Genomic DNA, 23,379 nt, shown 5'->3' on the forward strand with positions numbered 1-23,379 from the left:
AAAAAGAAAAGCCCACTTTATCAAAAAAACACTGGACTATTCATAGGGTATCAGAACGCTGCCTGGCACCTTTTTTCCGGCTGGGAGTAAGGTGGCTCATTTAGGTAAAAATAATTTCACAGTAGTCCCTGATCCTTCATGACTCTCTATTTCTATTTCACCCTTGTGCAATCTCATGATACTTTTGGCGATATGCAGACCCAATCCCGTTCCCCCTGTTTCCCTGCTCCTAGCCTTATCTACTCGGTAAAACCGCTCAAAAATATTTTGGATCTCATTGTGTGGGATTCCAATCCCATAATCTTTTACATGGATAATAGCATATTGCTCTGTCTGTTTTAAGAAGACGTCAATTTTTTCCTGACTATATTTCATGGCATTGTCCAGCAAAATGATAATTACTTGTTTGAGTTTTAATTCATCTGCATGAACAATGAGCGGGGACTTGTCATATTCCAATGTTATTTCTCGTCTATAGACATGTTTTAGTTGCTTTAAAATACTTTGGCATAAAGAAACCAGGTTTACTTCGTTGATTTCTAATTCCGTTTCCTTCTCTAGGGTGGCTAAGTCCAAAAAGGTATCGGTCATTTTTTGAATTCTCGTCGCCTCGGAATGAATAGCCTGAATGGCTTCATCAGCCATTTCTTGGTTTTCAAGCCCGTGCCTTCTCAAAAGATTTGCATAGCTTTTAATAACCGTTAACGGGGTCTTTAATTCATGAGAGGCATCAGAAATAAACTGCGATTGCTTTGCTAAATTGTCCTGAAGTCTTTCAATCATCCGGTTAAATGTTCTAGCCAAGGTTTGCAGTTCGTCCTTTGCCCTATTTTGAATGGTGATAGTCTTCGGAACACCGCTTTTTTCTATTTCCTCCATGGTTGTAATCATATTAGAAATCGGCCGCATGATCATATTGGACAGCCATCTTCCTCCAAGTAAAGATAATAAGGCAGCAAGGATCGTACTAAATATTAAAATCGCTCTAAGAATCTCTTTTCTTGCTTCTAAACCTTTTAATCTCTCCCCAATTTCGAGGCTTCCTTTCAATTGCTTTGTATTAATCTTAGAATGAATAACCAATACTTGTTCTTCCCCGTTTTTTCCAGAAATTACGTAAGTTTGAGACTGTTGATTTACTGCGTATTTCCCTTTTATCTTTCTGGATAGTACCTTATCAGTCGAAACCTCGTGGATGATAGTGTTCCCGGGCCCGATCATTCGGATATAGGAGTATTCGGATAAAAATCCTTTTAATTTGTCCTCTATATCACGAGAGGATTGGCTATTATCAATTTGTTTTTCGATATCTGCAGCCTTTTGAAAGAGCATATCCTCTTCCATATTGATGGTTGTTTTCATAAATAAGAAGAAGACGACTACATTTACGAGTATTAAGATACAAAGCATCCAAGCCGTTGTTAACAGGTTAATTTTCGTCGAGATCTTCATCCGTTTTCTCCTTTATCGTAAAACCAATCCCTCTCACAGTTGTAATTAACGGGATAGAAAAACCTTCATCCACCTTTTTTCGCAGATGTCTAATAAAAACATCGATCACATTGGTCTCTCCCTCGTAATCATAGCCCCATACATTAAGAATGATGTTCTCTCGGGTAACGACTTTGTTTTTATTCATGACTAAATAGACCAAGAAGTCATATTCCTTCGGTGTTAGTGTTATGAGTTTTCCATCCCTTTTGACTTCTCTTGATTCCTTATTGATGATTAGATCCCCAACAATTAATTGAAGTTTTTCCCCATTCGGGCGATTCCGCAGACACGCACGAATACGAGCTAGCAGTTCTTCGATTTCAAAGGGCTTTGTGACATAATCATTAGCACCATGATCCAGGCCTGATACTTTATCAAAAGTTGAATTCCGTGCCGTCAAAAGAATGACAGGAGTGACCGTGTTTTCCCTTCTAAATCTCCTTAATACTTCCATTCCACTTAACTCAGGCAGCATGACATCCAATAAGATTAAATCAATGTCCGTTTGTAAGGCGGTTTCCAATCCAGCCTTCCCATTGTATTCAACTGTTACTTGATACCCTTCATACTCAAGCTCCATTTTTAAAACCCGGGCAATTTGAGCTTCATCCTCGATTACTAAAATATGTGTTTCCACGAAACATACGTCCTTCCAAAGCTTTTTAAGGAGTTACTGTCTTTTCATTTATTCTGAATTTAATATTTCAAGTTCTAATTACAATTTAGCATGCAATGTACAATTCAATTAGTATCTTAATGAATTATTAATCCTTTATTAAGAAAAGGTTTATGGATAAAATAAAAAAGCTATGCCCTTTTCCACTAAGGCTCTTAGCTTTTTCAATAGATAGTATTTTAGATTTTCTTTACCCGAATTGGACTTACCATTAAGAGGGCTAGGATTAAGGTAATCCATGCATTGCTATATGAGAAGAATCCCATGCCAGCAAGTGGCAGCCCGGCAGCTGGAATAGGGAGTCCTTTAAAATAGCCGATCGTTGGCTTGACACTAAACCTGGCTAATCTTAATGCCCCCATCATCGGAAAAAGGATAAATGCCAAAGAAGTTAATATAGATGGTGCCGCAATTGAATGGAATAAAAGAGCAGGGGCGACCCCAAAACTCACAATATCGGCCAGAGAGTCCAGTTCTACACCCAATTCACTGTTCACTTTTAATTTTCTTGCAATCCTTCCGTCAAGAAGATCTAACACAGCTGAAAAAAATATAAAGATCGAGGCCACTTCGATAAACCCACTCATATTTAAAGTAATAGAAAGAACACCGCACAATAAATTTCCTAATGTAAATAAATTAGGAATGGCTTTTATTAACTGTTTAAACAAGGTTGTCCCCCCTGACTTTTAAATCCTCCATCTATTAGCTTTTTCTATATATTCCTCCGTTATTCTTAAAAGACTTTTCCATCTTAATGAAATATTAATCTTTTATTAAGTGAACAAACAGACTCGTTTTATATACTTTGAAGTGCCCAATTTTATTGCAAGTCCATTCATGAATTCACAGCAGAAAACGATCATGTTTTGGGTTAAATCATAGATGAGTAATGGGAGGAAAAACAATGAAAAAGTTAGTAGAGGCAACCATGCAAAGAGCCATTCTTATGATTGTGTGTGTTGTCATAATCTTGGCCTGGGGCGGGATTTCAGCTTACCAGATGCAACGGGATTACTTACCTGGGATTAACAATTCGACCCTGACAGTGAGTATGAGAGTTCCGGTGTATCAAGCGGCTCAGGTAAAACAGCAGGTTACTGATAACCTTGCGAGTGCCGTTAAAACAGTCGATGGTTTGTCCAACGTGGAAACAACCTCTTATGACGGCGGATTATTTATGAGTTTGTATTTTCCAATGAATACAGACATGAAGGCAGCCGAGGATCAAGTAAATAAAGCCTTGGCAAATGCCGACCTTCCGTCAACGATTACAAGTACCCCTTCAGTGACTCGATTAACAACAAGCTCATTCCCAATTTTGACTTACAGTGTAACAAGCTCAAAATTGGATGAACAAACACTGCGTTCAACTGCAACTCAGGAAATCATTAAACAATTAAAATCCGTTCCTGGTGTAGCGGATGTATCTGCAATCGGTGGAGCAAAAGATGGATATGTATTAACTGTACGCATGAAAGACCTTGTGAAAAACGGCTTAACATTGGATGATGTGAATAAATCGTTTGCTTTGGCAGTTCCATCGATGCCACAAGGCAATATTGTAAACAACCAATTATCGATTCCAGTTTCCTTTGACGGGCTGCCATTAACTGTGCAGCAAATGGAAAACGCAACAATTAAGAATAAGGAAGGAAAAGTTATTCCTGTATCGGCATTCGGTACAATTACTCATTCCTTGAATGACGTGAAGACTGTTTCAAGAACAAACGGAGCACCAAGCGTGACTTTAAATGTAATCAAAACACCATCAGCCAATATTACTGATGTCGCAGAACAAGTTAAAGATCGTGTTTCTCATCTTCACTTGGACACAGTCAATTCCAAAGACATTTCGTTCCAAGTTTTACTTGATAGAGAAAAAGAATTAAACAGCTCTCTTTTCGGTTTAGTTCGAGAAGGTTTACTCGGCTGCTTATTCTCGATGGTCTGTGTGTTCTTCTTTTTCCGAAATGTAAGATCGACACTTTTAATTGCGATTTCGCTGCCAATTTCACTGTTAGCGACAACGGCTTTCTTGAAGTCAATGGGCATCACATTAAACATCCTAACGGTTTCAGGATTAATCGTTGCGATGGGACGTATCGTCGATGATTCCATTGTGATCTTAGACAACATGTATCGAAAACGGGAAGAATCGAAAGATAAACCGCTGCTTTCCATTCTTGCTTCATCTGTTGTTGAAATGCTCCCAGCAATATTAGGCTCTACCTTAACGACTATTGCCGTGTATATTCCTATTGCCTTTGTTGGCGGCGTCATTAGTGCTTCATACAGCGGATTCGCTTGGTCTGTCGTGATTGCGCTTATCATTTCATTCTTTGTTGCCATGCTTGTCATTCCAGCTCTTGCTTTTATGGGATGGAAAGGCGGAAACGGAGAAAAACAAACGGTCAAACTCGATGCAAAAATGAAACCAATTTTGCAATCTGCATTTAAGCACAGAAAAGCAATGATTATTGTGTCAATCTTAGTCTTTTTAGGTGCTGGCATTTATTCCGCTTTCCTTCCAGTAAGTTTACTGCCTAGCGGAAAAATCGGACAAATTGCCATAAAAGCAGAATTACCTAAAGGAAGCACGCTAATCCAAGTCGATTCTGAAGTGCAAAAAGTTGAAAAAGCATTAAAAGAAAATCCAAAGGTGGATGCCTATTCTGCCAATTTTGGTTCAACGATGACACCGCAAAGTGACGACGTGTTTGACCAAGGCGGTGGCTTTATAACCTATCCGAATGTTGCTAACCTTTCTGTTGTTTTGAAAAATGACAAGGATGCAGATTCCGTCATTAAACAGTTACAAAAACAGCTTCCATCATTATCGAAGGATGTTACTTATACAGTAACAAGCCAGAACATTTCTGGTGATGATTCACAAATGCGTATCTTGTTCACTGGTTCCGATCAAGCGACATTGGATCAAGTGGCGCAGGAAGCAAGAAGTAATTTATCAAAAATTGCAGACTTAAGTGTTGATGGAAAAGTTGATTTAACCAACGGTGCACCTAAGTACAAGGTGACATTTGACAAAAAGGCGATAGAGGATAAAGGGGTTAAAGTGGCGGACATTCTGACCGTTGTGAATCGTTACATGTCTGCCTCTAAGGATGCCACGATTACAGTTGATCATAAGGCATTTCCTGTGGACCAATATTTAGATCAAATCGCTTCAGGCAGCAACTCAAATATTACATTAGAGGCTTCTGCTGATGATGTTTTAGCATCCCTTGCTTCTGAAACGTTTAGTGCGAATAATGGTGAAGTGGTCCGTTTTGACCAGATCGCTAAAATCTCGAAAGACCAGTCCCCATCAACGGTTAGCGAACGGGATGGGCAGCCCTTCTCTTTGGTAACAGCACAGATAACATCAAACGATATTAGCAAAGTGTCAAGCCAAGCAGAAACTGCTCTAAGCAGCATGAAACTTCCTAAAGATGTAACGTACTCATTAGGAGGAATCACCGAACAGGTAAAAGACATGATTTTTGATATGTCGGTTGCAGTTGCCTTTTCAATCCTTTTAGTATTGCTCATTACTTCGTCTATCTTCAAGGGATGGAAGGCGCCATTATCAGTATTATTAAGCATTCCGCTAGCATTAAGCGGTGTGGTTATCGCATTAATATTATTCCATGGTGAATGGAATTTAGCAGCATTGATCGGTATTCTAATGCTTACGGGTATTGTCGTAACCAATGGAATTGTGTTGATAGACAAAATTGAAAGAAACCGAAAAGAGGGCATGCCTGTTGAGGAAGCTGTATTGAATGGCAGTCTTTCAAGGATTAGACCAATTTTAATGACAGCCGCAGCAACTGTGCTTACATTATTGCCGCTGGCATTATCTCATAATGCCGATACCGTTATTTCACAAACACTGGGTATCGTCGTGATCGGCGGTATGGTTACTTCGACCATCAACAGCTTCATTATCATTCCGATTATTTATCAATGGCTGCATAAAAAGGCATCAAAAAATATATCGATGAATGCAAAAAGTATTAGCTAAAAAGCTTATAAAAATGGCTTGGAGTAATAATATAAAAGGTGACTGACACACTTTTGTGCCGTCACCTTTTTTATCATTAGAATGTCACCAGCATATCCCAAGATGTTCCATCAACACCAATCTTTTTAAAGCCAAATCGTTTGTATAACTGCAGGGCAGGATTGTTTGGGTCAACGCTTAAAGAAATTCCTTTATATCCAGATTCTTTTGTGATTCTTAGTATTTCGCCAAGCAGAACAGTCCCTATCCCCTTTCCCCGGTATTCAGGTATAAGCGCCATTCCCAATAGAGGAGTTTGACTGTCGATATAGCCGTAAGTTTTATTGGATTCATCGAACAATCGAACCCAAACCGCACCGATGGGATGATGATCATTATCCTCTGCAATAATGGCCGTATCTCCGTTTCTGCCCCAGCCTTTTAGAGATTTTTCAATATGCGGTTCGTTCAAAATATCCCTGGATGGCCTCGGCTGCCCTTCCGGTATATAGATAGCTTGATAGAGCATTTCCCATAAAAATTGTTCATCTTTTTTGGTCGCAAGTCTGATTTGATCACCGTTCAAATGCTTCCCTCCTTTATTTTTTGCAATAATTGCATCAATTTTATCTCTGCCATAGAAGATAGCCTGTGACTATGGCCATAAAACTCTAAATGCGATGTGACTTGATTCGGCACTACCACACAATGAACTCCTGCTTCTCTTGCCGCCTTGAGTCCGTTCAAGGAATCCTCAAAGGCAACAGCTTCGGATGGTTTGATGTCTAGTGCTTTGACAGCTTGAATATATAATTCTGGGTCCGGTTTCACTTTAGAAACATCGTCCCTTGTTTTTATGACATCGAAATACTTGTAAAAATTTAGCGTTTTTAAAAAGCCTTCCACCCACTCACGGCCTGAACTGGAGGCTAAGCCGATTTTCAATCCTAATTCTTTTGCTTCTTTAAGGTAATCCTCCACACCTTCCCGTGCGGCAGGCTCCTTCGTTTTTTCTAAAACTATTTGTTTGACAGAGTTTTCAATGGCTTCGGGATTTATTGACGTCGACAGGTTTTCTTGGATATAAGCAAATAGTTCGGTGTCGTCCGTTCCTATGACTCTGGAAAACTGCTGCAGCGTAAGGTTTATTCCATAGCCTTTTTGTAGGACTTCCTTATAAGCTTCGAACCAGATTGTTTCCGTGTCCACAATTAATCCATCAAAATCAAATATGATTGCCTTCAATTATGTATCACCTCTTTTAATTTAGACGATAGTTTTTGGAAAAGGTTCTACCGGGTCGGAATTTTTTTGCTGAGGTGAAATTCTATAACGACCGGGGCATCGTTTTTTTATATTGTTCGGGTGTTATGAGCGTTTCATAACACCTGGAGTCTTGATTTTCTATATCGTTCGGGTGTTATGAGCCTTTCATAACGACCGGAGTCTTGATTTTCTATATCGTTCGGGTGTTATGAGTCTTTCATAACTACCGAAGACTTGATTTTCTATATTGTCCAGTCGTTATGAGCCCATTCATAACGACTGGAGTCTTGATTTTCTATATCGTTCGGGTGTTATGAGCCCTTCATAACGACCGGGGCCTTGATTTTCTATATCGTTCGGGTGTTATGAGCCCTTCATAACGACCGAAGACTTGATTTTCTATATTGTTCGGTCGTTATGAGCCCCTTCATAACGACAGGGGCCTTGATTTTCTATATTGTTCAGGTGTTATGAACCTTTCATAACGACCGAAGACTTGATTTTCTATGTTGTTCAGATGTTATGAGCCTTTCACAACGACCAGGGCTTTAATTTTTTAAACTGTCCTGGTGTTATAGATTTTAAATGAATTACAGGACCGTACAGTAAAAATATGTTAGATTTTATTTAAGCCGTACTTCATATCGACTACGTTAATTAAAAAACAGTTAAGGAGTGTTAAAATTATCAAAAATCAGGAAGATATTATTCAAGTTATCAGAGAAGATATCTGGATGATGGATATTTTAAATATAGCACAAACTATGAATCTGCCTGATTGGTGGGTATGCGCCGGGTTTGTCCGTTCAAAAATCTGGGATGTACTCCATGGATTTACAGCTAGGACTCCTCTTCAGGATATCGATGTAATTTATTTTGATCCAGAAAATATCGATGAGTATGATGAAAAGAAGCTCGAAGAAAAACTAAAAACCCTGAGGCCTGACATTCCATGGTCGGTAAAAAATCAAGCCAGAATGCATGTTCTTAACAACCTGGATCCCTACTCTTCGGCTGTTGATGGTATTTCGAAGTTTCCCGAAACAGCAACAGCAGTTGGAGTAAAACTCGATGAAAAAGACAACTTAGTAATTGCTTCCCCATGGGGAATCGAGGATTTGATCCATATGGAAGTTAAACCGACTCCATTATTTTTGAGAAATATGGAGCTTAAAAAGGTTTATTTTAATCGTGTTAAAACTAAGAAATGGGAAGGAACATGGAGTCAATTAAAGATATCAACCTAATTTTCGGGTAGCAAAAATCTTCACAACTTCCACATAAGTTCCCTATAAGTTCTACACAAGATTCTATTAATATAAAAGTAACTTAATTAGGAAATAAGTTCATTGAACTCATTTCTTAAAACTTCCCATATTTTTGATTGGTGCTGGCACCAATCTATTTTTTTGTCCGTTAAAAATATAGCCACCCACTTTTTAGTAAAGTGAGGGGCTTTATTTTTTAATAGGTTTCGGCAAACTTCTGGCTTTCTGTTTCAAATGGGTTGTCTTCAATTTCAAAGCCAAGGTCTTTGATTAGTTGATAGTCTTCACTTGCCCCTTGGCCGGCGGTTGTCAGGTAATCGCCGACGAATATGGAGTTGGCGATGAACAGCCCCAGATTCTGCAGGGAACGCAAGTTAAATTCACGGCCTCCGGAGATGCGGATTTCTTTTGTCGGATTGATAAAACGGAATAGCGCTAAGATTTTGAGACATCGAAGCGGTGTCAGTTCGTTTAGATCCTCTAGCTTTGTTCCTTTGATCGGATGAAGGAAATTAACCGGAATGGAATCAGCATCCAGTTCCCTTAACGCAAAGGCCATCTCAACGATATCATCATCGGTTTCTCCCATTCCGCAAATAACGCCGGAGCAAGGGGAAATCCCCGCTTTTTTCACATTTTCAATCGTTTCGACACGGTCATCATAATCATGTGTAGTGGTGATATTGGCATGGTGATTAGCGCTTGTGTTGATGTTGTGATTGAAACGGTCAACCCCTGCCTCTTTCAGCCTGACTGCCTGCTCTTCGTTGACCAACCCCATACAAGCGCAAATCTTAATTTGCTCGACCTCGCTCTTAATCTCCTGAACTGCTGAAATGACGGTATCGACCTCATTGTTGGTCGGCTTCCGGCCGCTTATGACGATGCAGTATGTACCAATTTTGTTTTTCTTCGCTTCCTTGGCACCCTCAACAATCGTCTGCTTGCTGATGAGGGTATAACGGTCGATTTCGGTTTTCGCATTAATCGACTGTGCGCAATAGCCGCAATCCTCCGGACATAGGCCGCTTTTGGCGTTGATGATTAAATTTAACTTTACCTTTTTCCCATAATAGTGTCTTCGAATTTCATAGGCGGCATTGACAAGGGACAAGATTTCGTCGTCTTTCGCGTGCAAAATTTCCTTGGCCTGTTCTTTTGTTAGAACAAACCCATCAAGCACTTGATTTGCTAGTTTTGACCAACTCACATGATCACCTCTAATTTTTTTGTTAACTAAAAATACAATTTGGTTTACAAATAAAATTATAAATCAATTATTCTGTAAATTAAACCATTTTGTACCAAAGTTTTCAGAAAGGTTTTTGAGCAAGGTAACAAGAGTAAATCTTCATAACTTCCCCACAACTTCCCCCTAACTTCTACATAACTTTTCACTATTATAAAAGTAACTTAATTAAGAAATAAGTTCCTTGAACTCATTTCTTAAAACTTCCCATAATCTTGATTGGTGCAGTCACCAATCTATTTTTTTTGCCCTTTTTTCCAATTCATTGTTAAGATTCAATTAGAATATATTTTTATTAGAGAAGGAGGAGTCCAATGCACATAGAAGATTTTTCGCCGACACAAGGGTTTGCCAGGATGTTAGACAAGGAGGATGCCCTATCGAGGTTCCGTGATGAGTTTTACATAAAGCCAGATTCCATTTATATGGACGGGAATTCGTTAGGACTACTCTCCAAACGGGCGGAACGTACACTTCTCGATACTATCGAGGATTGGAAGGACTATGGAATTGACGGCTGGACAAAAGGAAAGCAGCCATGGTTTTTCCTGTCAGAAAAATTGGGAAAAATGATCGCACCGCTTATAGGGGCAGCTCCTGACGAAGTAATTGCAAGCGGTTCCACCACTACCAATCTCCATCAGCTCGTTGCTACTTTTTATAAACCAACAGGTTCCCGCACGAAAATATTAGCGGATGAATTAAATTTTCCTAGTGATATTTATGCTTTAAAAAGCCAGCTGCAGGTTCATGGTCTTGATCCAGAAACTCACCTTATATCCGTGAAGAGCCGCGATGGTAGATTCATCAAAGAGGCGGATATAATCGAAGCCATGACTGAAGATATTGTCTTGATAATCCTTCCGACGGTATTGTACCGCAGCGGGCAAGTGCTGGATATGAAACGGTTAACCTCGGAAGCACACAAGCGTAATATTTTAATAGGCTTTGATGCCTGCCATTCGATTGGCGCCATCCCCCATTCCTTCAGCGAATGGGATGTGGATTTTGCCTATTGGTGCAATTACAAATATTTAAACGGCGGGCCTGGGGCCGTCGGTGGTTTGTATGTGAATCGGAAACATTTTGGGGCATCCCCTGGTTTAGCTGGGTGGTTTGGGTCGAACAAAGAGAAGCAATTTGACCTGGAGCATACCTTTACACCGGCGGAAACAGCGGCCGCTTATCAAATTGGCACACCACATGTTTTGAGCCTCGCCCCGCTTATTGGCTCCTTGGAGATGTTTGCTGAAGCAGGGATTGAGAATATTCGGCAGAAATCTTTGGGTCTTACCCAATATCTAATGAAATTAATTGAACACGAGTTAGCTGACATGAATTTCGTCATCGGAAACCCTCGTGTGGATTCCTGCCGCAGTGGACATGTCAGTCTTGAGCATGATGAGGCTGCCCGCATTTGCAAAGCATTAAAAGAAAATGGGGTCGTTCCAGATTTCCGTGCTCCTAATATTATCCGGCTGGCTCCGGTTGCCCTTTACAACACCTTTGAAGAAGTTTGGAAGGTTGTTCAAGTTTTAAAGGTCATTATGTCGGAAAAACAATATGAAAAGTTTGCCAACGAGCGAGATATCGTCGCGTAGCCAAGGTCTTTTTTAAAAAAAATTCCCTAAAGGAGTTTGTTGTTATGGAAAGGGATGCTCAGGAACAAAAACCAGATTGGGAAAAAGAGATTCAAACCGACTTTGAAAAGGAAATGTCCTACGGAGATTATCTTCATCTCGATAAAGTCTTATCAAGCCAGAACCGGTTATCCGACCACCACGATGAAATGCTGTTTATCATCATCCACCAGACGAGCGAGCTGTGGATGAAACTGATTCTGCACGAATTGAACGCCGCCATCCAATGTATTCTCCGAAACGATTTGGAGCCATCATTTAAGATGCTGTCGCGCGTTTCCAGGATTCAGCAGCAGTTAATCCAGTCGTGGAATGTTCTCACGACCTTGACGCCTGCTGATTACATGCAATTTCGCCATAAACTTGGACGTTCTTCCGGGTTCCAATCGTATCAAAATAGGTTGATTGAGTTTGCTTTAGGTCAGAAAAATCCTGGCACATTGGCAGTTTACCGGCATCAGGCTGATCTATATAAAAAGATGTGCGATGCTCTTGGCGAGCCCAGCATATATGATGCAGCCATCTCGGCCCTTGCGGCTAATGGATTACCTGTTGATGAGGTTGTGCTGCAACGAGATTGGTCGGTGTTTTATGAGCCAAATAACAGTGTCGAGGAGGCGTGGCTGGCGGTTTACCGCAATACCGATAAATACTGGGACCTCTACGAACTGGCTGAAAAGTTGGTCGACATCGGCAATCAGCAGCAGCTTTGGCGATTTCATCACATGACGACTGTGGAGAGAATTATTGGCCATAAGAAAGGAACTGGCGGTTCCTCCGGTGTCCCATATTTAAAAAAGGTCATTGATCATCAATTCTTCCCGGAGCTCTTGAGCCTAAGGACAAAGCTGTAATACACTAAGGTTATGTAATTGTTGGAGGCGGTATTTAAATGAATAAATGGATAGATATTTCGCAGCGGCTGGATAACAATATTACGGTTTGGCCGGGGGATACCCCTTTCTCTTATCGGGTGAGTTGGAGTATGGAAGAGAGCGGCTCGTGCAATGTCGGCGAAATCACGATGAGTGCTCACACCGGCACCCATATTGATGCCCCCTATCATTTTGATAATGATGGAAAAAGGGTCATTGATTTGGATATTAATTTGTATATTGGTCCGGCGCGGGTTGTTCATTTGCCGAATGTGGCGAAAATAGGAGTTAAGGAGCTTAACGGTGTGGATTTAGAAGGCGTTGAGCGACTTTTAATTCGGACTGATGCTTGGTCAGACCGTCGTGCGTTTCCTAGCTCAATTCCTCCAATAGAGCCTGAGTTAGCGGCTTATCTTTCTGAACGGGGTGTACGGCTGCTTGGACTCGATTTGCCGTCCGTAGACGCTATTGATAGTAAAGAGCTTTCCGCTCATCATGAGCTTACTCGCTGTGGGATTCATATATTAGAGGGATTGGTCTTGGATGAGGTGGAGTCAGGGGATTTTGAGTTGGCTGCATTGCCACTGCCATTGGTGGAGGCGGATGGAAGTCCGGTGCGAGCTGTGATTCGGAAATTGGGATAGGTGCCTGCCTTTTAATGAGGACAATTTTCTTGTAGGGTAAGTGTTAGGCCCAATCTATCCTATGATTGATAATATATGGGGGGCTTCCCTGCAAAACGTCCTTTCATCCTTCTTATGAAGGACATTATCATGACGGCTCCCTTGCAAAATGTCCTTCATCCTTCTTATGAAGGACATTATCATCACTGCTCCCTTGCAAAATGTCCTTCATCCTTCTTATGAAGGACATTATCATCACCGCTCCTCCGCAAAATGTCCTTCATCCTTCTTATGAAGGACATTATCATCACCGCTCCTCCGCAAAATGTCCTTCATCCTTCTTATGAAGGACATTATCATCACTGCTCCTCCGTAAAATGTCCTTCATCCTTCTTATGAAGGACATTATCATCACCGCTCCTCCGCAAAATGTCCTTCATCCTTCTTATGAAGGACATCATCATCACTGCTCCTCCGCAAAATGTCCTTCATCCTTCTTATGAAGGACATTATCACCATCGCTCCCCAGCAAAATCAGCTCTAAAAAATTCCAATTTCCTCTTATTCAGTAATTAATTTCCTCACGTCCCCCATACCATTCCACCGCCTGCCGTTCAATTAGCATTGTACGGCGTAATCTCCACTTTCCTCATCAATAATAGGCTCTTTTTTTCAATATTTTATTGATTTTACAAAATTTCCCCTTTATAATAAATCCAATATCATCAATATAAGAGCGATGAAGAGGAAAAGTAAAATGATGATACTTTCACCAGAGAGCTTCGGGAGCTGAAAAGAAGCAAAGTGACTCATTTGAACAATGGCCTCTGAGCTCCGTTCTGAACGTTACACCCTGTAACTAGTAGGCTGCGGCGAGAGTTGGTACTCGTTATCAAAACCACAGTATCGAACATTAACGTTCCGTACTTGCAGAGACTGATTGCGTGAGCAATTAGTAAATTAAGGTGGTACCACGGGATATTAATATAACCCCGTCCTTATCTATTTTCTATGGATAAGGGCGGGGTTTTTTGTTTTTCAAAAAAAAGGAGGGTATTGAAAATGAATGTATTTATTGGAGGAGCTTGGCCGTATGCGAATGGATCGCTGCATCTCGGTCATATCGCAAGCCTTTTGCCGGGCGATATTTTGGCCCGTTATTATCGGCAAAGAGGAGAAAATGTATTGTATGTTTCAGGAAGCGACTGCAACGGGACACCAATTGCCATCAGGGCAAAACAGGAAGGCTTTTCCCCAAAGGAAATTGCCGACCGCTATCATAACGAGTTCGACGATAACTTTAAAAGGCTGGGATTTTCATACGATTGCTACACGAGAACAGACTCGGAGCATCACCATAAAACGGTACAGCAAATTTTTCTGGACCTTATCAATAATGGGTATATTTACAAAAAGGAAATCGAGCAAACCTATTGTGAAAGCTGCGAGCAGTTTCTTCCTGACCGATACGTCGAGGGGATTTGTCCCGACTGCGGGCAGCCATCACGCGGCGACCAATGTGATTATTGCTCCACCATTCTGGACCCAATCGACCTATTAGAAAAAAAGTGTAAGCTATGCGGGAATACTCCGGACATTAGGCAAACAGAGCACTTCTATTTTTCATTAACAAAATTCAAAGAACCGCTCACAAACTTGGTTTCCAGAGCTAAAAAGAATGCGGCCTGGCGGGAGAATGCTATCCAATTAACAGAAAGATATATCAACGAAGGACTGCAGGACCGGGCTGTCTCCAGAGATTTACCTGTTGGAATCAGCGTACCCGTAAAAGGCTATGAAGAGAAAAAAATCTATGTTTGGATTGAGGCAGTCTCGGGGTATTATTCCGCCAGCAAAAAATGGGCCTTGGATTCCGGAAAAAATGATTCAAAATTTTGGAGTGAGGACGCCATTTCTTATTATGTGCACGGAAAAGATAATATTCCTTTTCATAGCATCATTTGGCCAGCGATTTTACTAGGCATTCAAAACAATAAGCTTCCTGACCATATTGTTTCGAATGAATATTTAACGCTTGAAAAGAAAAAGATCTCAACCAGCCGCAATTGGGCTGTTTGGGTGCCGGATATATTGGAAAAATACCACCCTGATTCGATTCGTTACTTTTTAACCATAAATGCCCCTGAGAACAGGGATACTGATTTTTCCTGGAGGGAATTTATCTATAGCCATAACTCGGAATTGCTTGGTGGGTATGGGAATTTGGTGAATAGGACGTTGAAGTTTATTAGTAAGTATTACGAGGGACGGGTACCTACTGGCTCACTTGATTCTAATATTCACGCAAAAATCCAAAATGGCTATCAGTCCGTCGGCAAGCTTATTGAAAACGGACATTTCAAACAGGCATTAGAAGAGGTTTTCAATCTCGTTCGCTTAACCAACAAATATTTTGACGAACAAAAGCCATGGAAACAAATTGCTGAATATAAAAGCGAGTGTGACCAAACTATTTTTAATTGTACGATTGTCATAATCAATCTAGCGCAATTATTGGCACCTGTTTTGCCCTTTTCTAGCACTGAGGTCAATCAGATGTTTGGACGGTCTGAGTTTACATGGACACCAATTGACTCTGTCCCGGACAAAATTACCGAAGTGAAGCCATTATTTGAACGAATTGACGTAGAAGCCATTGACGAGGAATTAGAAAAATTAACTACCCAATCCAATTAAAAAAGCTAGCCAACGCTAGCTTTTTTGTTTGTAAGCCCAACTACTATTTATATTTGTTGATTTCCTTCACCAGTGTCTGCAGTGCTTCCCCTTGCTGGGATTGCTTCATCGTCATGCGGATTTCCCCGCTCTTTTGGTCAATCTCATCTAAATGTGCCAGAAGTGATTCACTGGTTAGTTGTTCTTCTTCAAGAGTGAGTGAAAATCCCTTTTCCGCAAAAGCTTTTGCATTTAAAATTTGGTCGCCCCTGCTTTGCTGCAGTCCCAGTGGAATAATCAGCATCGGGATTCCCAAGGCCAAAAATTCAAAGATGGCATTGGAGCCGCCACGGGTGATGACAAGATCTGTAGACGCTAAAACGTCGGCGAGCTCCTCATGCATGTACTCAAATTGTTTATAACCTGGAACACCTTCAAGGCTGGGGTCAAGGTTTCCTTTTCCGCACAAATGAACAATTTGGTACTTCGCTGTCAGCTGTTTCAGTGAACCTCTCACTGCCTCGTTAATTTTCCGGGCCCCCAGGCTTCCGCCCATGATTGTCAAAATCGGCCGGCCGCTTTGGAACTTGAGGAACCTTCTCCCCTTTTCCGCAGACCCAGCTAAAATTTCCTTCCTTATTGGTGAGCCAATCGCCTTCACTTTACCTTTTGGAAAATATTTTTCCGTCTCTTCAAAGGAGGTAAAGATTTTGTTTGCGAACCGTTGGGAAATCTTATTCGCCAGACCCGGAGTCATATCACTTTCATGGATAAAGATCGGGATTTTCAAAGAACTAGCCGCAATAATGACCGGAACAGACACAAATCCACCTTTCGAAAACACCAAATCGGGCTTTAATTTTTTCAAAACCCTTCTTGCCTCCAGGCAGCCCTTTAACACCCGGAAGATATCCTTAACATTTTCAAAATCAATATACCTTCTCAATTTCCCGCTGCTTATTCCATAATACGGGACTCCGATTTTTTCGATTAATTCCTTTTCAATACCCTTTTTGGAGCCAATATATTTAATATCCCAGTCCTTCCTTATCTCGCTGATGATGGCGAGATTTGGTGTAACATGGCCAGCGGTACCCCCGCCTGTAAAAACAATCGTCTTTTTCGACATTTCTGCCTCCTACAATCAATGCATAATAGAATAATTATATGAAATTGTTGAAGGCAATACCATCTTTTAGAATTTTATTTTTTCAACAAATAAAGATATTTCGGTATAATTCCATACTTGTCCCTTTCAAAAATTAACCCCTTTGAATACATTGTAGTACCTCATAAAAAAGGAGGTGAGTTGTATGTACGGCGGTGGCTATGGCAACAGCTTTGTGTTGATTGTCGTTCTATTCATCCTTTTGATCATTGTTGGTACAAACTTCGGCAGATACTAATTTAGTTTGGACAACCCTCCTAAACCTCCAACCGTTTTGAAGCGTGGCAGCCACCACGCTTCTTTTTTTATTTTATTAAAATAAAGACCAAACCTGTGATTTGGTCTTTTTAACGGTTTTAGGCCACTTTAATAGCTTTGCCAAACGGCACTCTAGGAAGGAATACACCTGGTACAAGCCAAAACATTTCATAATCAAGCTTTTCTAAGTCCTCAGAAAAAAAGCCGGTAACATCGGTAATATAAAACAGCGTATCAATTTGTTCTTCCTTTGCCCACTCAAGAACTAATGTATAGGAGGATTTCCCATGAGAATACCATTTAATGGTGTCACTTTTTATCGGAGAAATGCTCCTTATTTTAAAATCTGCTTGAACCAAAATCGTATCGGGTTTGACTGTTTCAAACAGTTTGACTATGTTATTGATGAGAATAGTTGGGGCATCATTACTGGAAGTGTCCACTGCCAAGGCCACCTTTTTATCCTGACGTTCCTGAATCATCGAAAGAATCCGCTTATGCCATTTCACACCGTTTCCCCCTTTGCAATATTCAAGCGACCGCTATTATTTTCGGTAATAAAGAAGCGGTTTATGATTGGATAAATGAGCCAGAAAAATGCCGCAACGAATGTATTTCATGGGGGGAAAATTATGCTATTAAAATAAATTTTTTGCGGTTATCTAAGTGGTTTAACGGTGAGAATACTTGATGTTTAAAAAGAAAATTTGAAAGGATCAATCGCTTGATTCAATCCGCTGCTCACCGCACGTGAATGCAGTTTTAAGCTTCATAAAATCATACATAAGGGCTGCCTTTCTCCCTTTATCCGTATACCTGTTTCTTTTATGTTTCAGGCAGGCCATAAACTCAAAATCGCATTGGCATGGATCGATTCCTCTGCTTAAACAAAAGTCATGCCGCTGACAGCATTCATCAACATCATTAATCGGGGCTCCCGGCCCGCTACAGCCTGGTCCTCACCAGCGGTAGCCAGGGAATACGCAAAAGCGAAATGGGTTTCGGTATTCGCGGTTATGCACTTGTTCCACCTCCCGTAAGGTTGTCCTTATACTACTAAAATATGTACAACTTATGGAAAGGGATTTGGCGCATTTACTATTTTAAATTACTAAATAAAGCGGGGCCCGTCTCAGAATCCTATGAAATAAGACCTGCCTTTTCTAAATTTGCCACAATAAAAAAAGGTGTCTGACACCCTCTGGGTCAGACACCTGCTATCTGCTTTTTATTACTATGCTGCTAATTCTTTTGGTTCTGCGTCTATTTTATGGCCTTCCCATCTAGAGATGACGATCGCAGCTAGTGAGTTACCCACAATATTGACGCATGTACGTGCCATGTCAAGGATACGGTCAATCCCGGCGATGAAGGCAAGACCTTCTACTGGGATACCTACGGTTCCTAAAGTGGCTAGAAGAACAACGAATGATACACCTGGAACTCCGGCAATCCCTTTAGAGGTAATCATCAATACAAGCACCAACGTAATTTGGTGGCCGATGCTCATATGGATTCCGTACATTTGTGCAATAAACAACGCCGCAATAGCCTGGTACAAGGTAGAACCATCGAGATTAAAAGAATAGCCAGTTGGTATAACGAAGGAGGTAATCGCCTTTGGACAGCCGAGTTTCTCCATTTTTTCCATAATTTTCGGAAGAACTGTTTCCGAGCTTGCTGTAGAATAACCTAATAATAGTTCGTCTTTCAAATATTTCAATAGCTTAAAGATATTAAAACCGACTAGTTTAGCTGTTAATCCTAAGACCACTAAAATAAAGAACGCCATAGCACCGTATACAACGATGACCAATTTTCCTAAAGGAATTAGCGAAGATAACCCAAATTTTGAAACCGTTACACCAATTAAGGCAAATACACCAATTGGAGCAACCTTCATAATTTGATTGGTCACATAGAACATAGCATCAGCTGTTCCCTTGAAGAAATTAATTATCGGGGTTCCTTTTTCCCCAATAGCGGCAACGCCCAATCCGAACATGACAGAGAAGAAGATGATCGCTAACATATCACCGTTCGCTAATGACTGCATGATATTGGTCGGAACAATATTGACAAAAGTATCAGCCATTGAATGGGTTTCTGTTGTTTTCGCTGTTTCCACATACGTGTTAATGTCAGTTTTCGTTAAGTGAGAACGGTCAACGCCAGTCCCTGGATGAAAGATGTTACCAGCCAAAAGACCAACAACAATGGCAATTGTCGTAATGATTTCAAAATATAGCAGCGTTTTGCCGCCGAGTTTCCCTAAAGATTTCATATCACCGGTACCGGCAACCCCTACTATGATACTCGAAACCACAATTGGTACGACAATCATTTTAATTAACCGAATAAAAACGTTTCCAATTGGCTGTAAATAATCGGCAATATGCGGGTTTCCATAGAAAATGGCACCAACAATAATACCAAGCACTAAACCAATGAAGATTTGCCAAGCCAAGCTAATTCTTTTCATAACATGCACCTCTCCTTGTTGAAATTAAATCTGCATAGAGGAATTTTTATTTTCCCCTCTTTTCTTTCAAAAAATAAATGAAGATAATCACAATTTCATCGCCTAATATAATTTTATTTTTAAATTGTATTTAAATCAATGGCAAAGTGATACCATTTTTATCTAAATCATTTGTACTATTTTGAAAATATAATTATTTCACAATATCAACCAACTATGTAAATTGAACTATAACACAAAAAAGAACTCTGTTGCCAGAGTTCTTTTCAGTTTATTTTTGACAGCCTTTGTTTAATTTTTATACATTCCTGATAAAATTTTCCTGGCTCTTCAAAATTCAGCAGATGAGCCGAGTTTTCAAACCAAACGAATTCCTTCTGCGGGCATTGCAGTACATCAAAGTATTGCTTAGCTAGCTGCGATGGTGTTTGATAATCCTGCCTGCCGGCAAAAATGTAAACCGGCACCTCCAGCTTCGCCGCATTCGTTATGAAATCTATGGCCAAAAGTTCTTCCCACATGGTCTCCAAACAAAACTTTCCTGCCTTTATGTAGGAAAACCAGTCCCTCAGCGTGTATTCATTGGCGAACAGCATATTTGAATAAATAAGATTAAATTCATTTATGCCGATATAGGACCCGCCGAACTTTGTCAGCCATTTCCTTTGGACATTTAAATAATCCATGTCAGCTGGATTATAGACGAGCCTCTCGAGTTCCTTTAGGGCTTTTTCGTTTTTTTGTTCACGGGCCTTTTTTACGGTATAGTCATATGATAGCTTTTCCCCCGCACGCATGTCGGCCACCTGGCCGATGCCGATGTAGCTGGAGATATATTGCGGACACTTCTGAACAGCCAATATGCCAAGGACTGTTCCCCACGAATGTCCTACGAGGATCAGCTTTTCCTTTTTGAAACGCTTGAGGAGATATTCGATTAATTGAATAGTGTCGCTTAAAATGGTTTCAACAGTTAGTTCCTCTTTTCGGACATCAGGAGAGTAAGATAATCCTGCCCCTCTTTGGTCCCAATTGACGATTAGGAACTCCTTTTCAAGGTCCTTTTGAAATTTGGGAGCGAATCCAATTTGCGCTGTGCCCGGTCCGCCGTGCAAAAACAGCATAATAGGCTGGTCAACATTTTCCCCTCTGAATAGGACCCATTGCTTTCTGCCGCCAATCATCACCTCTTCCAATGATGCAATGGATTCCGTTTGGCTCTGTATCTTTTTCGTTTTCCTCGCGAGCATTTCGCACCACTCCAATAGTCTGGAATTTTTTCCACATTCAACCATATTATAAATCCTGTTATCTTCTTTTTATATAAAAATTTAGGCAAAAATTGGTGTTTATGATAAATTTAAGTTTAGGAGATTGCATGATTGGAAGTGGTTCATTGTGTTGGAAAAATTCACCCTTTATATGACATCATTTCAGCAAGATAGAATGATTCGTGTTTATTTGCCAGAATCCTATCAGGACGGACTGAAACGGTATCCCGTTCTCTATATGCACGACGGGCAAAATGTGTTTGAAGATGAAGGTGCGATTAATGGCACTTCTTTAGGATTGAAAAAATACTTGGATGAATCGGACCTTGAGCTGATTGTAGTTGGGATTGACCTAAACACCTCAGGTGAAGAGCGGATCAACGAGTACTGCCCGTGGAAGCAAGGACAGATAAGCAAGGAAATATTAGGATATGAGAGCCTTTCAGGCGGGAAAGGAGAGGACTATTTGGATTTTATCGTCCATGAGTTAAAGCCATACATCGACCGAAAATTTCGGACGCTCGAGAATGAGACAGCGATGGCGGGTATCTCATTAGGCGCGATTATTTCCACTTATGCAGCCTGCTGTTATCCGCAGGTATTCAAAAAAATCGCCGTACTGTCGCCGGGCTTTTATCGGAACCAAGAAGCCTTGGAGGAATTTATTAAACACAGTGATTTATCGGGAATTGAGAAGTTTTACATGGATATCGGAACGAAGGAAGTGCCGGATGACCCAGAAGCAAGCAAGCTGTTTTTTGGCCTTGCCATGCAGGTCTATGACCTTTTGAGCAGCCAGATTGGCGATACACGCTTTGTAAGTGTGGAAGAGGCCGAACACCATTATCGTTTTTTCCGGGAGAGAATGCCGGAGATTCTAGCTTACCTATTTTCTGATAGGGTATAATGAAGGAAAAACTAAGTTTAGGTTCGAGGACAATGATTAGTCAAAACCGTATTATTAAGTTTATTTTCATAGTGATTGGCTTTATTTCGCTTGGCTTGGGGATTATCGGGATTGTTTTACCTGTTGTGCCAACGACACCTTTGCTGCTCTTGGCATCCTTTTGCTTCATGAAAGGGTCAGCACGGTTTGAGCGCTGGTTTAAAGGGACAAACCTCTACAAACGCCATTTAGAAACCTTCGTCCGGGAACGGTCGATGACCCTAAAGCAGAAGCTATCGATTTTGTTGTTTGCGGATGCCATGATTGCGATACCTCTTATTTTGCATCCGAGCTATATTGTGAAAGGCGTTCTGGTGTTAATTGTCATTTATAAATACTATTATTTTATTTTTAAAATAAAAACCGTAAGGGCCGATTAGGGCTTTTGACGTACAAAAAGACAGGGATGCACCCTGTCTTTTATTTTTTTATGGGCACGACATCCTTGTTACGCCGGTTCTTGACCTCTTCCATTTTGGCGTAAAAGGTTTCCTCAAGGTCGAGGCCGAAATAATTATAAAATTTGAGCATATAGGCGAGACAGTCAGCTAATTCCTTGCCAATGTCTTCTTTTACAAAATCCTTAGACATTTCGAAGGCCTTCTCTTCCTCCATGCCTTCATGGACTAGAGTTCTTGTCATGTTGAAGGCTTTACGGAGTTCCTCAGCGACCTCGGCCACTTCTGTAGTCAGCAGCATGTAATTATTTAAAAGGGATGCCCGGGCTTCCTCAAAGCTGTCATTGCTGATTTCCCAGTTCATTTCCCTATGGAATTGTTTGGCGAATTCTTGGATTTCTTTCATGGCTGTTTTCCTCCAATTAGTTTTTTCTATTGTCTTTAAAAAGAGGCAATTCCTTTATGTACGTTTTGGGCAAATTGAATGAAATATGCTATATTTCCGTCTCCGGCCATCTTCGGGTTGGAGGCGTCCAGCAAATGGTCTTCTTCTATATGCAGCCATTCTAATGTGCCCTCATCCATTGTTCTCTTTGTAAGATACGGGTCGATGTTTCGGTTCAATTGGAAGTAGTAAACAGATAGTTTTACTCCTGACTTGAATTCCAGCGTGGTTAGGTGACTGAATGTTTGAATATCAGACTGTTTTAATCCCGTTTCTTCCTGGAGTTCCCGAAACATGGCATGGTGCGGATCCTCGTCAAGTTCTATTTTTCCACCTACACCATTATAAAGATATTGGTAAGGCGGTTTGTTTCTTTTTAACATTAAGACGCGATCCATTGTGTGATTAAATGCAAAGCCGACTACGTAATGCTTCATTTTTGGTAACTTCCTTTTACATAAATAAATGTATGTTGATTTAAATCTTATCAGTAGCCAGCGGCTCTTCCTTAGGAGCTTCCCTACGGACATTTTTTTCCTTTTATTAGCGGTATTGTCCGTAGGACCACTGTCTGCGGACATTTTTCTTCTTTTTCCTAGTAGTTTTGTCCGTAGGACCTCTCTCTTCGGACAGTTCTC

21 protein-coding genes and 1 other annotated feature are annotated in these 23,379 nt (G+C 40.7%); of the genes, 9 read left to right on the forward strand and 12 right to left on the reverse strand.

Going from position 1 to position 23,379, the window contains the following annotated elements; genetic code table 11:
• Positions 1-96: 96 nt before the first annotated feature.
• The 3 genes from ACNQGS_RS19610 to pssA all read right to left on the reverse strand — a co-directional run bounded on the left by ACNQGS_RS19610 (position 97) and on the right by pssA (position 2,841).
• The gene (locus ACNQGS_RS19610; RefSeq protein ID WP_491488822.1) at positions 97-1,452 is read right to left on the reverse strand and encodes a sensor histidine kinase; all 1,356 of its coding nucleotides are present in this window, start codon (positions 1,450-1,452) and stop codon (positions 97-99) included.
• A complete protein-coding gene (locus ACNQGS_RS19615; protein WP_491488823.1) occupies positions 1,430-2,131 on the reverse strand; it encodes a response regulator transcription factor in 702 nt (233 codons plus the stop codon). Before ACNQGS_RS19615 ends, ACNQGS_RS19610 begins: the two co-directional genes overlap by 23 nt.
• A 218-nt stretch (positions 2,132-2,349) precedes the next feature.
• The gene (gene pssA / locus ACNQGS_RS19620) at positions 2,350-2,841 is read right to left on the reverse strand and encodes a CDP-diacylglycerol--serine O-phosphatidyltransferase (RefSeq protein WP_491488824.1); all 492 of its coding nucleotides are present in this window, start codon (positions 2,839-2,841) and stop codon (positions 2,350-2,352) included.
• A 236-nt stretch (positions 2,842-3,077) separates the two neighbouring features.
• Between pssA and ACNQGS_RS19625 the strand changes: the two genes are divergently transcribed.
• Positions 3,078-6,197, forward strand: a complete 3,120-nt coding sequence (locus ACNQGS_RS19625; protein ID WP_491488825.1) for an efflux RND transporter permease subunit — start codon at positions 3,078-3,080, stop codon at positions 6,195-6,197.
• Between the two features lie 76 nt (positions 6,198-6,273).
• Here ACNQGS_RS19625 and ACNQGS_RS19630 read toward each other — a convergent pair whose 3' ends face one another.
• Together ACNQGS_RS19630 and ACNQGS_RS19635 are read right to left on the reverse strand one after the other, a co-directional pair.
• Positions 6,274-6,762, reverse strand: coding sequence for a GNAT family N-acetyltransferase (locus ACNQGS_RS19630; RefSeq protein ID WP_491488826.1), 489 nt, complete (start codon positions 6,760-6,762; stop codon positions 6,274-6,276).
• Positions 6,759-7,421: an HAD family hydrolase gene (locus ACNQGS_RS19635; RefSeq protein ID WP_491488827.1), complete on the reverse strand. Its 663-nt coding sequence runs from the start codon at positions 7,419-7,421 to the stop codon at positions 6,759-6,761. Before ACNQGS_RS19635 ends, ACNQGS_RS19630 begins: the two co-directional genes overlap by 4 nt.
• A 758-nt stretch (positions 7,422-8,179) precedes the next feature.
• Between ACNQGS_RS19635 and ACNQGS_RS19640 the strand changes: the two genes are divergently transcribed.
• Complete coding sequence (locus ACNQGS_RS19640; RefSeq protein ID WP_491488828.1) at positions 8,180-8,689, forward strand: nucleotidyltransferase family protein; 510 nt, start codon at positions 8,180-8,182, stop codon at positions 8,687-8,689.
• Between the two features lie 217 nt (positions 8,690-8,906).
• Here ACNQGS_RS19640 and bioB read toward each other — a convergent pair whose 3' ends face one another.
• Positions 8,907-9,920: a biotin synthase BioB gene (gene bioB / locus ACNQGS_RS19645; protein ID WP_491488829.1), complete on the reverse strand. Its 1,014-nt coding sequence runs from the start codon at positions 9,918-9,920 to the stop codon at positions 8,907-8,909.
• Between the two features lie 353 nt (positions 9,921-10,273).
• On the opposite strand from bioB, the gene kynU reads away from it, so the two are divergent.
• The 4 genes from kynU to metG all read left to right on the forward strand — a co-directional run bounded on the left by kynU (position 10,274) and on the right by metG (position 15,794).
• A complete protein-coding gene (gene kynU / locus ACNQGS_RS19650) occupies positions 10,274-11,560 on the forward strand; it encodes a kynureninase (RefSeq protein ID WP_491488830.1) in 1,287 nt (428 codons plus the stop codon).
• Positions 11,561-11,604: 44 nt separating this feature from the next.
• Positions 11,605-12,453 (forward strand): tryptophan 2,3-dioxygenase, encoded by an 849-nt coding sequence (gene kynA, locus ACNQGS_RS19655; protein WP_491488831.1) that lies wholly within the window; start codon positions 11,605-11,607, stop codon positions 12,451-12,453.
• A gap of 38 nt (positions 12,454-12,491) precedes the next feature.
• Positions 12,492-13,118 (forward strand): arylformamidase, encoded by a 627-nt coding sequence (kynB, locus tag ACNQGS_RS19660; RefSeq protein ID WP_491488832.1) that lies wholly within the window; start codon positions 12,492-12,494, stop codon positions 13,116-13,118.
• 709 nt (positions 13,119-13,827) lie between these two features.
• Positions 13,828-14,100: a binding site (T-box leader), on the forward strand.
• A gap of 59 nt (positions 14,101-14,159) precedes the next feature.
• Entirely contained in the window at positions 14,160-15,794 is a 1,635-nt protein-coding gene (gene metG / locus ACNQGS_RS19665) for a methionine--tRNA ligase (RefSeq protein ID WP_491488833.1), read from the forward strand.
• 43 nt (positions 15,795-15,837) lie between these two features.
• Here the strand turns inward: metG and murG are convergent, their stop codons facing one another.
• A complete protein-coding gene (gene murG / locus ACNQGS_RS19670; protein WP_491488834.1) occupies positions 15,838-16,902 on the reverse strand; it encodes an undecaprenyldiphospho-muramoylpentapeptide beta-N-acetylglucosaminyltransferase in 1,065 nt (354 codons plus the stop codon).
• A gap of 184 nt (positions 16,903-17,086) precedes the next feature.
• Between murG and ACNQGS_RS19675 the strand changes: the two genes are divergently transcribed.
• Positions 17,087-17,179, forward strand: coding sequence for a YjcZ family sporulation protein (locus ACNQGS_RS19675; protein ID WP_491488835.1), 93 nt, complete (start codon positions 17,087-17,089; stop codon positions 17,177-17,179).
• A gap of 118 nt (positions 17,180-17,297) precedes the next feature.
• Here ACNQGS_RS19675 and ACNQGS_RS19680 read toward each other — a convergent pair whose 3' ends face one another.
• From ACNQGS_RS19680 to ACNQGS_RS19690, 3 genes are all read right to left on the reverse strand, one after another.
• Positions 17,298-17,708: a hypothetical protein gene (locus tag ACNQGS_RS19680; RefSeq protein WP_213146421.1), complete on the reverse strand. Its 411-nt coding sequence runs from the start codon at positions 17,706-17,708 to the stop codon at positions 17,298-17,300.
• A 725-nt stretch (positions 17,709-18,433) separates the two neighbouring features.
• Complete coding sequence (locus tag ACNQGS_RS19685) at positions 18,434-19,681, reverse strand: cation:dicarboxylate symporter family transporter (RefSeq protein WP_491488836.1); 1,248 nt, start codon at positions 19,679-19,681, stop codon at positions 18,434-18,436.
• Positions 19,682-19,947: 266 nt separating this feature from the next.
• A complete protein-coding gene (locus ACNQGS_RS19690) occupies positions 19,948-20,931 on the reverse strand; it encodes an alpha/beta fold hydrolase (protein WP_491488837.1) in 984 nt (327 codons plus the stop codon).
• A gap of 172 nt (positions 20,932-21,103) precedes the next feature.
• Here ACNQGS_RS19690 and ACNQGS_RS19695 point away from each other — a divergent pair, with 172 nt between their 5' ends.
• A complete protein-coding gene (locus tag ACNQGS_RS19695) occupies positions 21,104-21,859 on the forward strand; it encodes an alpha/beta hydrolase (RefSeq protein WP_491488838.1) in 756 nt (251 codons plus the stop codon).
• On the forward strand, positions 21,859-22,278 hold the full coding sequence (locus ACNQGS_RS19700; protein ID WP_491488839.1) for a YbaN family protein: 420 nt from the start codon (positions 21,859-21,861) through the stop codon (positions 22,276-22,278). Before ACNQGS_RS19695 ends, ACNQGS_RS19700 begins: the two co-directional genes overlap by 1 nt.
• 40 nt (positions 22,279-22,318) lie before the next feature.
• On the opposite strand, the gene ACNQGS_RS19705 is transcribed toward ACNQGS_RS19700, so the two are convergent.
• The gene (locus ACNQGS_RS19705; RefSeq protein ID WP_491488840.1) at positions 22,319-22,702 is read right to left on the reverse strand and encodes a MazG nucleotide pyrophosphohydrolase domain-containing protein; all 384 of its coding nucleotides are present in this window, start codon (positions 22,700-22,702) and stop codon (positions 22,319-22,321) included.
• A gap of 35 nt (positions 22,703-22,737) precedes the next feature.
• The gene (locus ACNQGS_RS19710) at positions 22,738-23,178 is read right to left on the reverse strand and encodes an NUDIX domain-containing protein (RefSeq protein WP_491488841.1); all 441 of its coding nucleotides are present in this window, start codon (positions 23,176-23,178) and stop codon (positions 22,738-22,740) included.
• Positions 23,179-23,379: the final 201 nt, after the last annotated feature.

This window comes from Neobacillus sp. PVCKKU3, from assembly GCF_058323225.1.

Bases quoted from the DNA above. Each gene is read 5' to 3' on its own strand.
- ACNQGS_RS19610 (WP_491488822.1), bottom strand. From the start codon at position 1,452: ATGAAGATCTCGACGAAAATTAACCTGTTAACAACGGCTTGGATGCTT.
- ACNQGS_RS19625 (WP_491488825.1), top strand. From the start codon at position 3,078: ATGAAAAAGTTAGTAGAGGCAACCATGCAAAGAGCCATTCTTATGATT.
- ACNQGS_RS19640 (WP_491488828.1), top strand. From the start codon at position 8,180: ATGGATATTTTAAATATAGCACAAACTATGAATCTGCCTGATTGGTGG.
- kynU (WP_491488830.1), top strand. From the start codon at position 10,274: ATGCACATAGAAGATTTTTCGCCGACACAAGGGTTTGCCAGGATGTTA.
- kynA (WP_491488831.1), top strand. From the start codon at position 11,605: ATGGAAAGGGATGCTCAGGAACAAAAACCAGATTGGGAAAAAGAGATT.
- kynB (WP_491488832.1), top strand. From the start codon at position 12,492: ATGAATAAATGGATAGATATTTCGCAGCGGCTGGATAACAATATTACG.
- metG (WP_491488833.1), top strand. From the start codon at position 14,160: ATGAATGTATTTATTGGAGGAGCTTGGCCGTATGCGAATGGATCGCTG.
- murG (WP_491488834.1), bottom strand. From the start codon at position 16,902: ATGTCGAAAAAGACGATTGTTTTTACAGGCGGGGGTACCGCTGGCCAT.
- ACNQGS_RS19675 (WP_491488835.1), top strand. From the start codon at position 17,087: ATGTACGGCGGTGGCTATGGCAACAGCTTTGTGTTGATTGTCGTTCTA.
- ACNQGS_RS19685 (WP_491488836.1), bottom strand. From the start codon at position 19,681: ATGAAAAGAATTAGCTTGGCTTGGCAAATCTTCATTGGTTTAGTGCTT.
- ACNQGS_RS19690 (WP_491488837.1), bottom strand. From the start codon at position 20,931: ATGCTCGCGAGGAAAACGAAAAAGATACAGAGCCAAACGGAATCCATT.
- ACNQGS_RS19695 (WP_491488838.1), top strand. From the start codon at position 21,104: ATGACATCATTTCAGCAAGATAGAATGATTCGTGTTTATTTGCCAGAA.
- ACNQGS_RS19700 (WP_491488839.1), top strand. From the start codon at position 21,859: ATGAAGGAAAAACTAAGTTTAGGTTCGAGGACAATGATTAGTCAAAAC.
- ACNQGS_RS19705 (WP_491488840.1), bottom strand. From the start codon at position 22,702: ATGAAAGAAATCCAAGAATTCGCCAAACAATTCCATAGGGAAATGAAC.
- ACNQGS_RS19710 (WP_491488841.1), bottom strand. From the start codon at position 23,178: ATGAAGCATTACGTAGTCGGCTTTGCATTTAATCACACAATGGATCGC.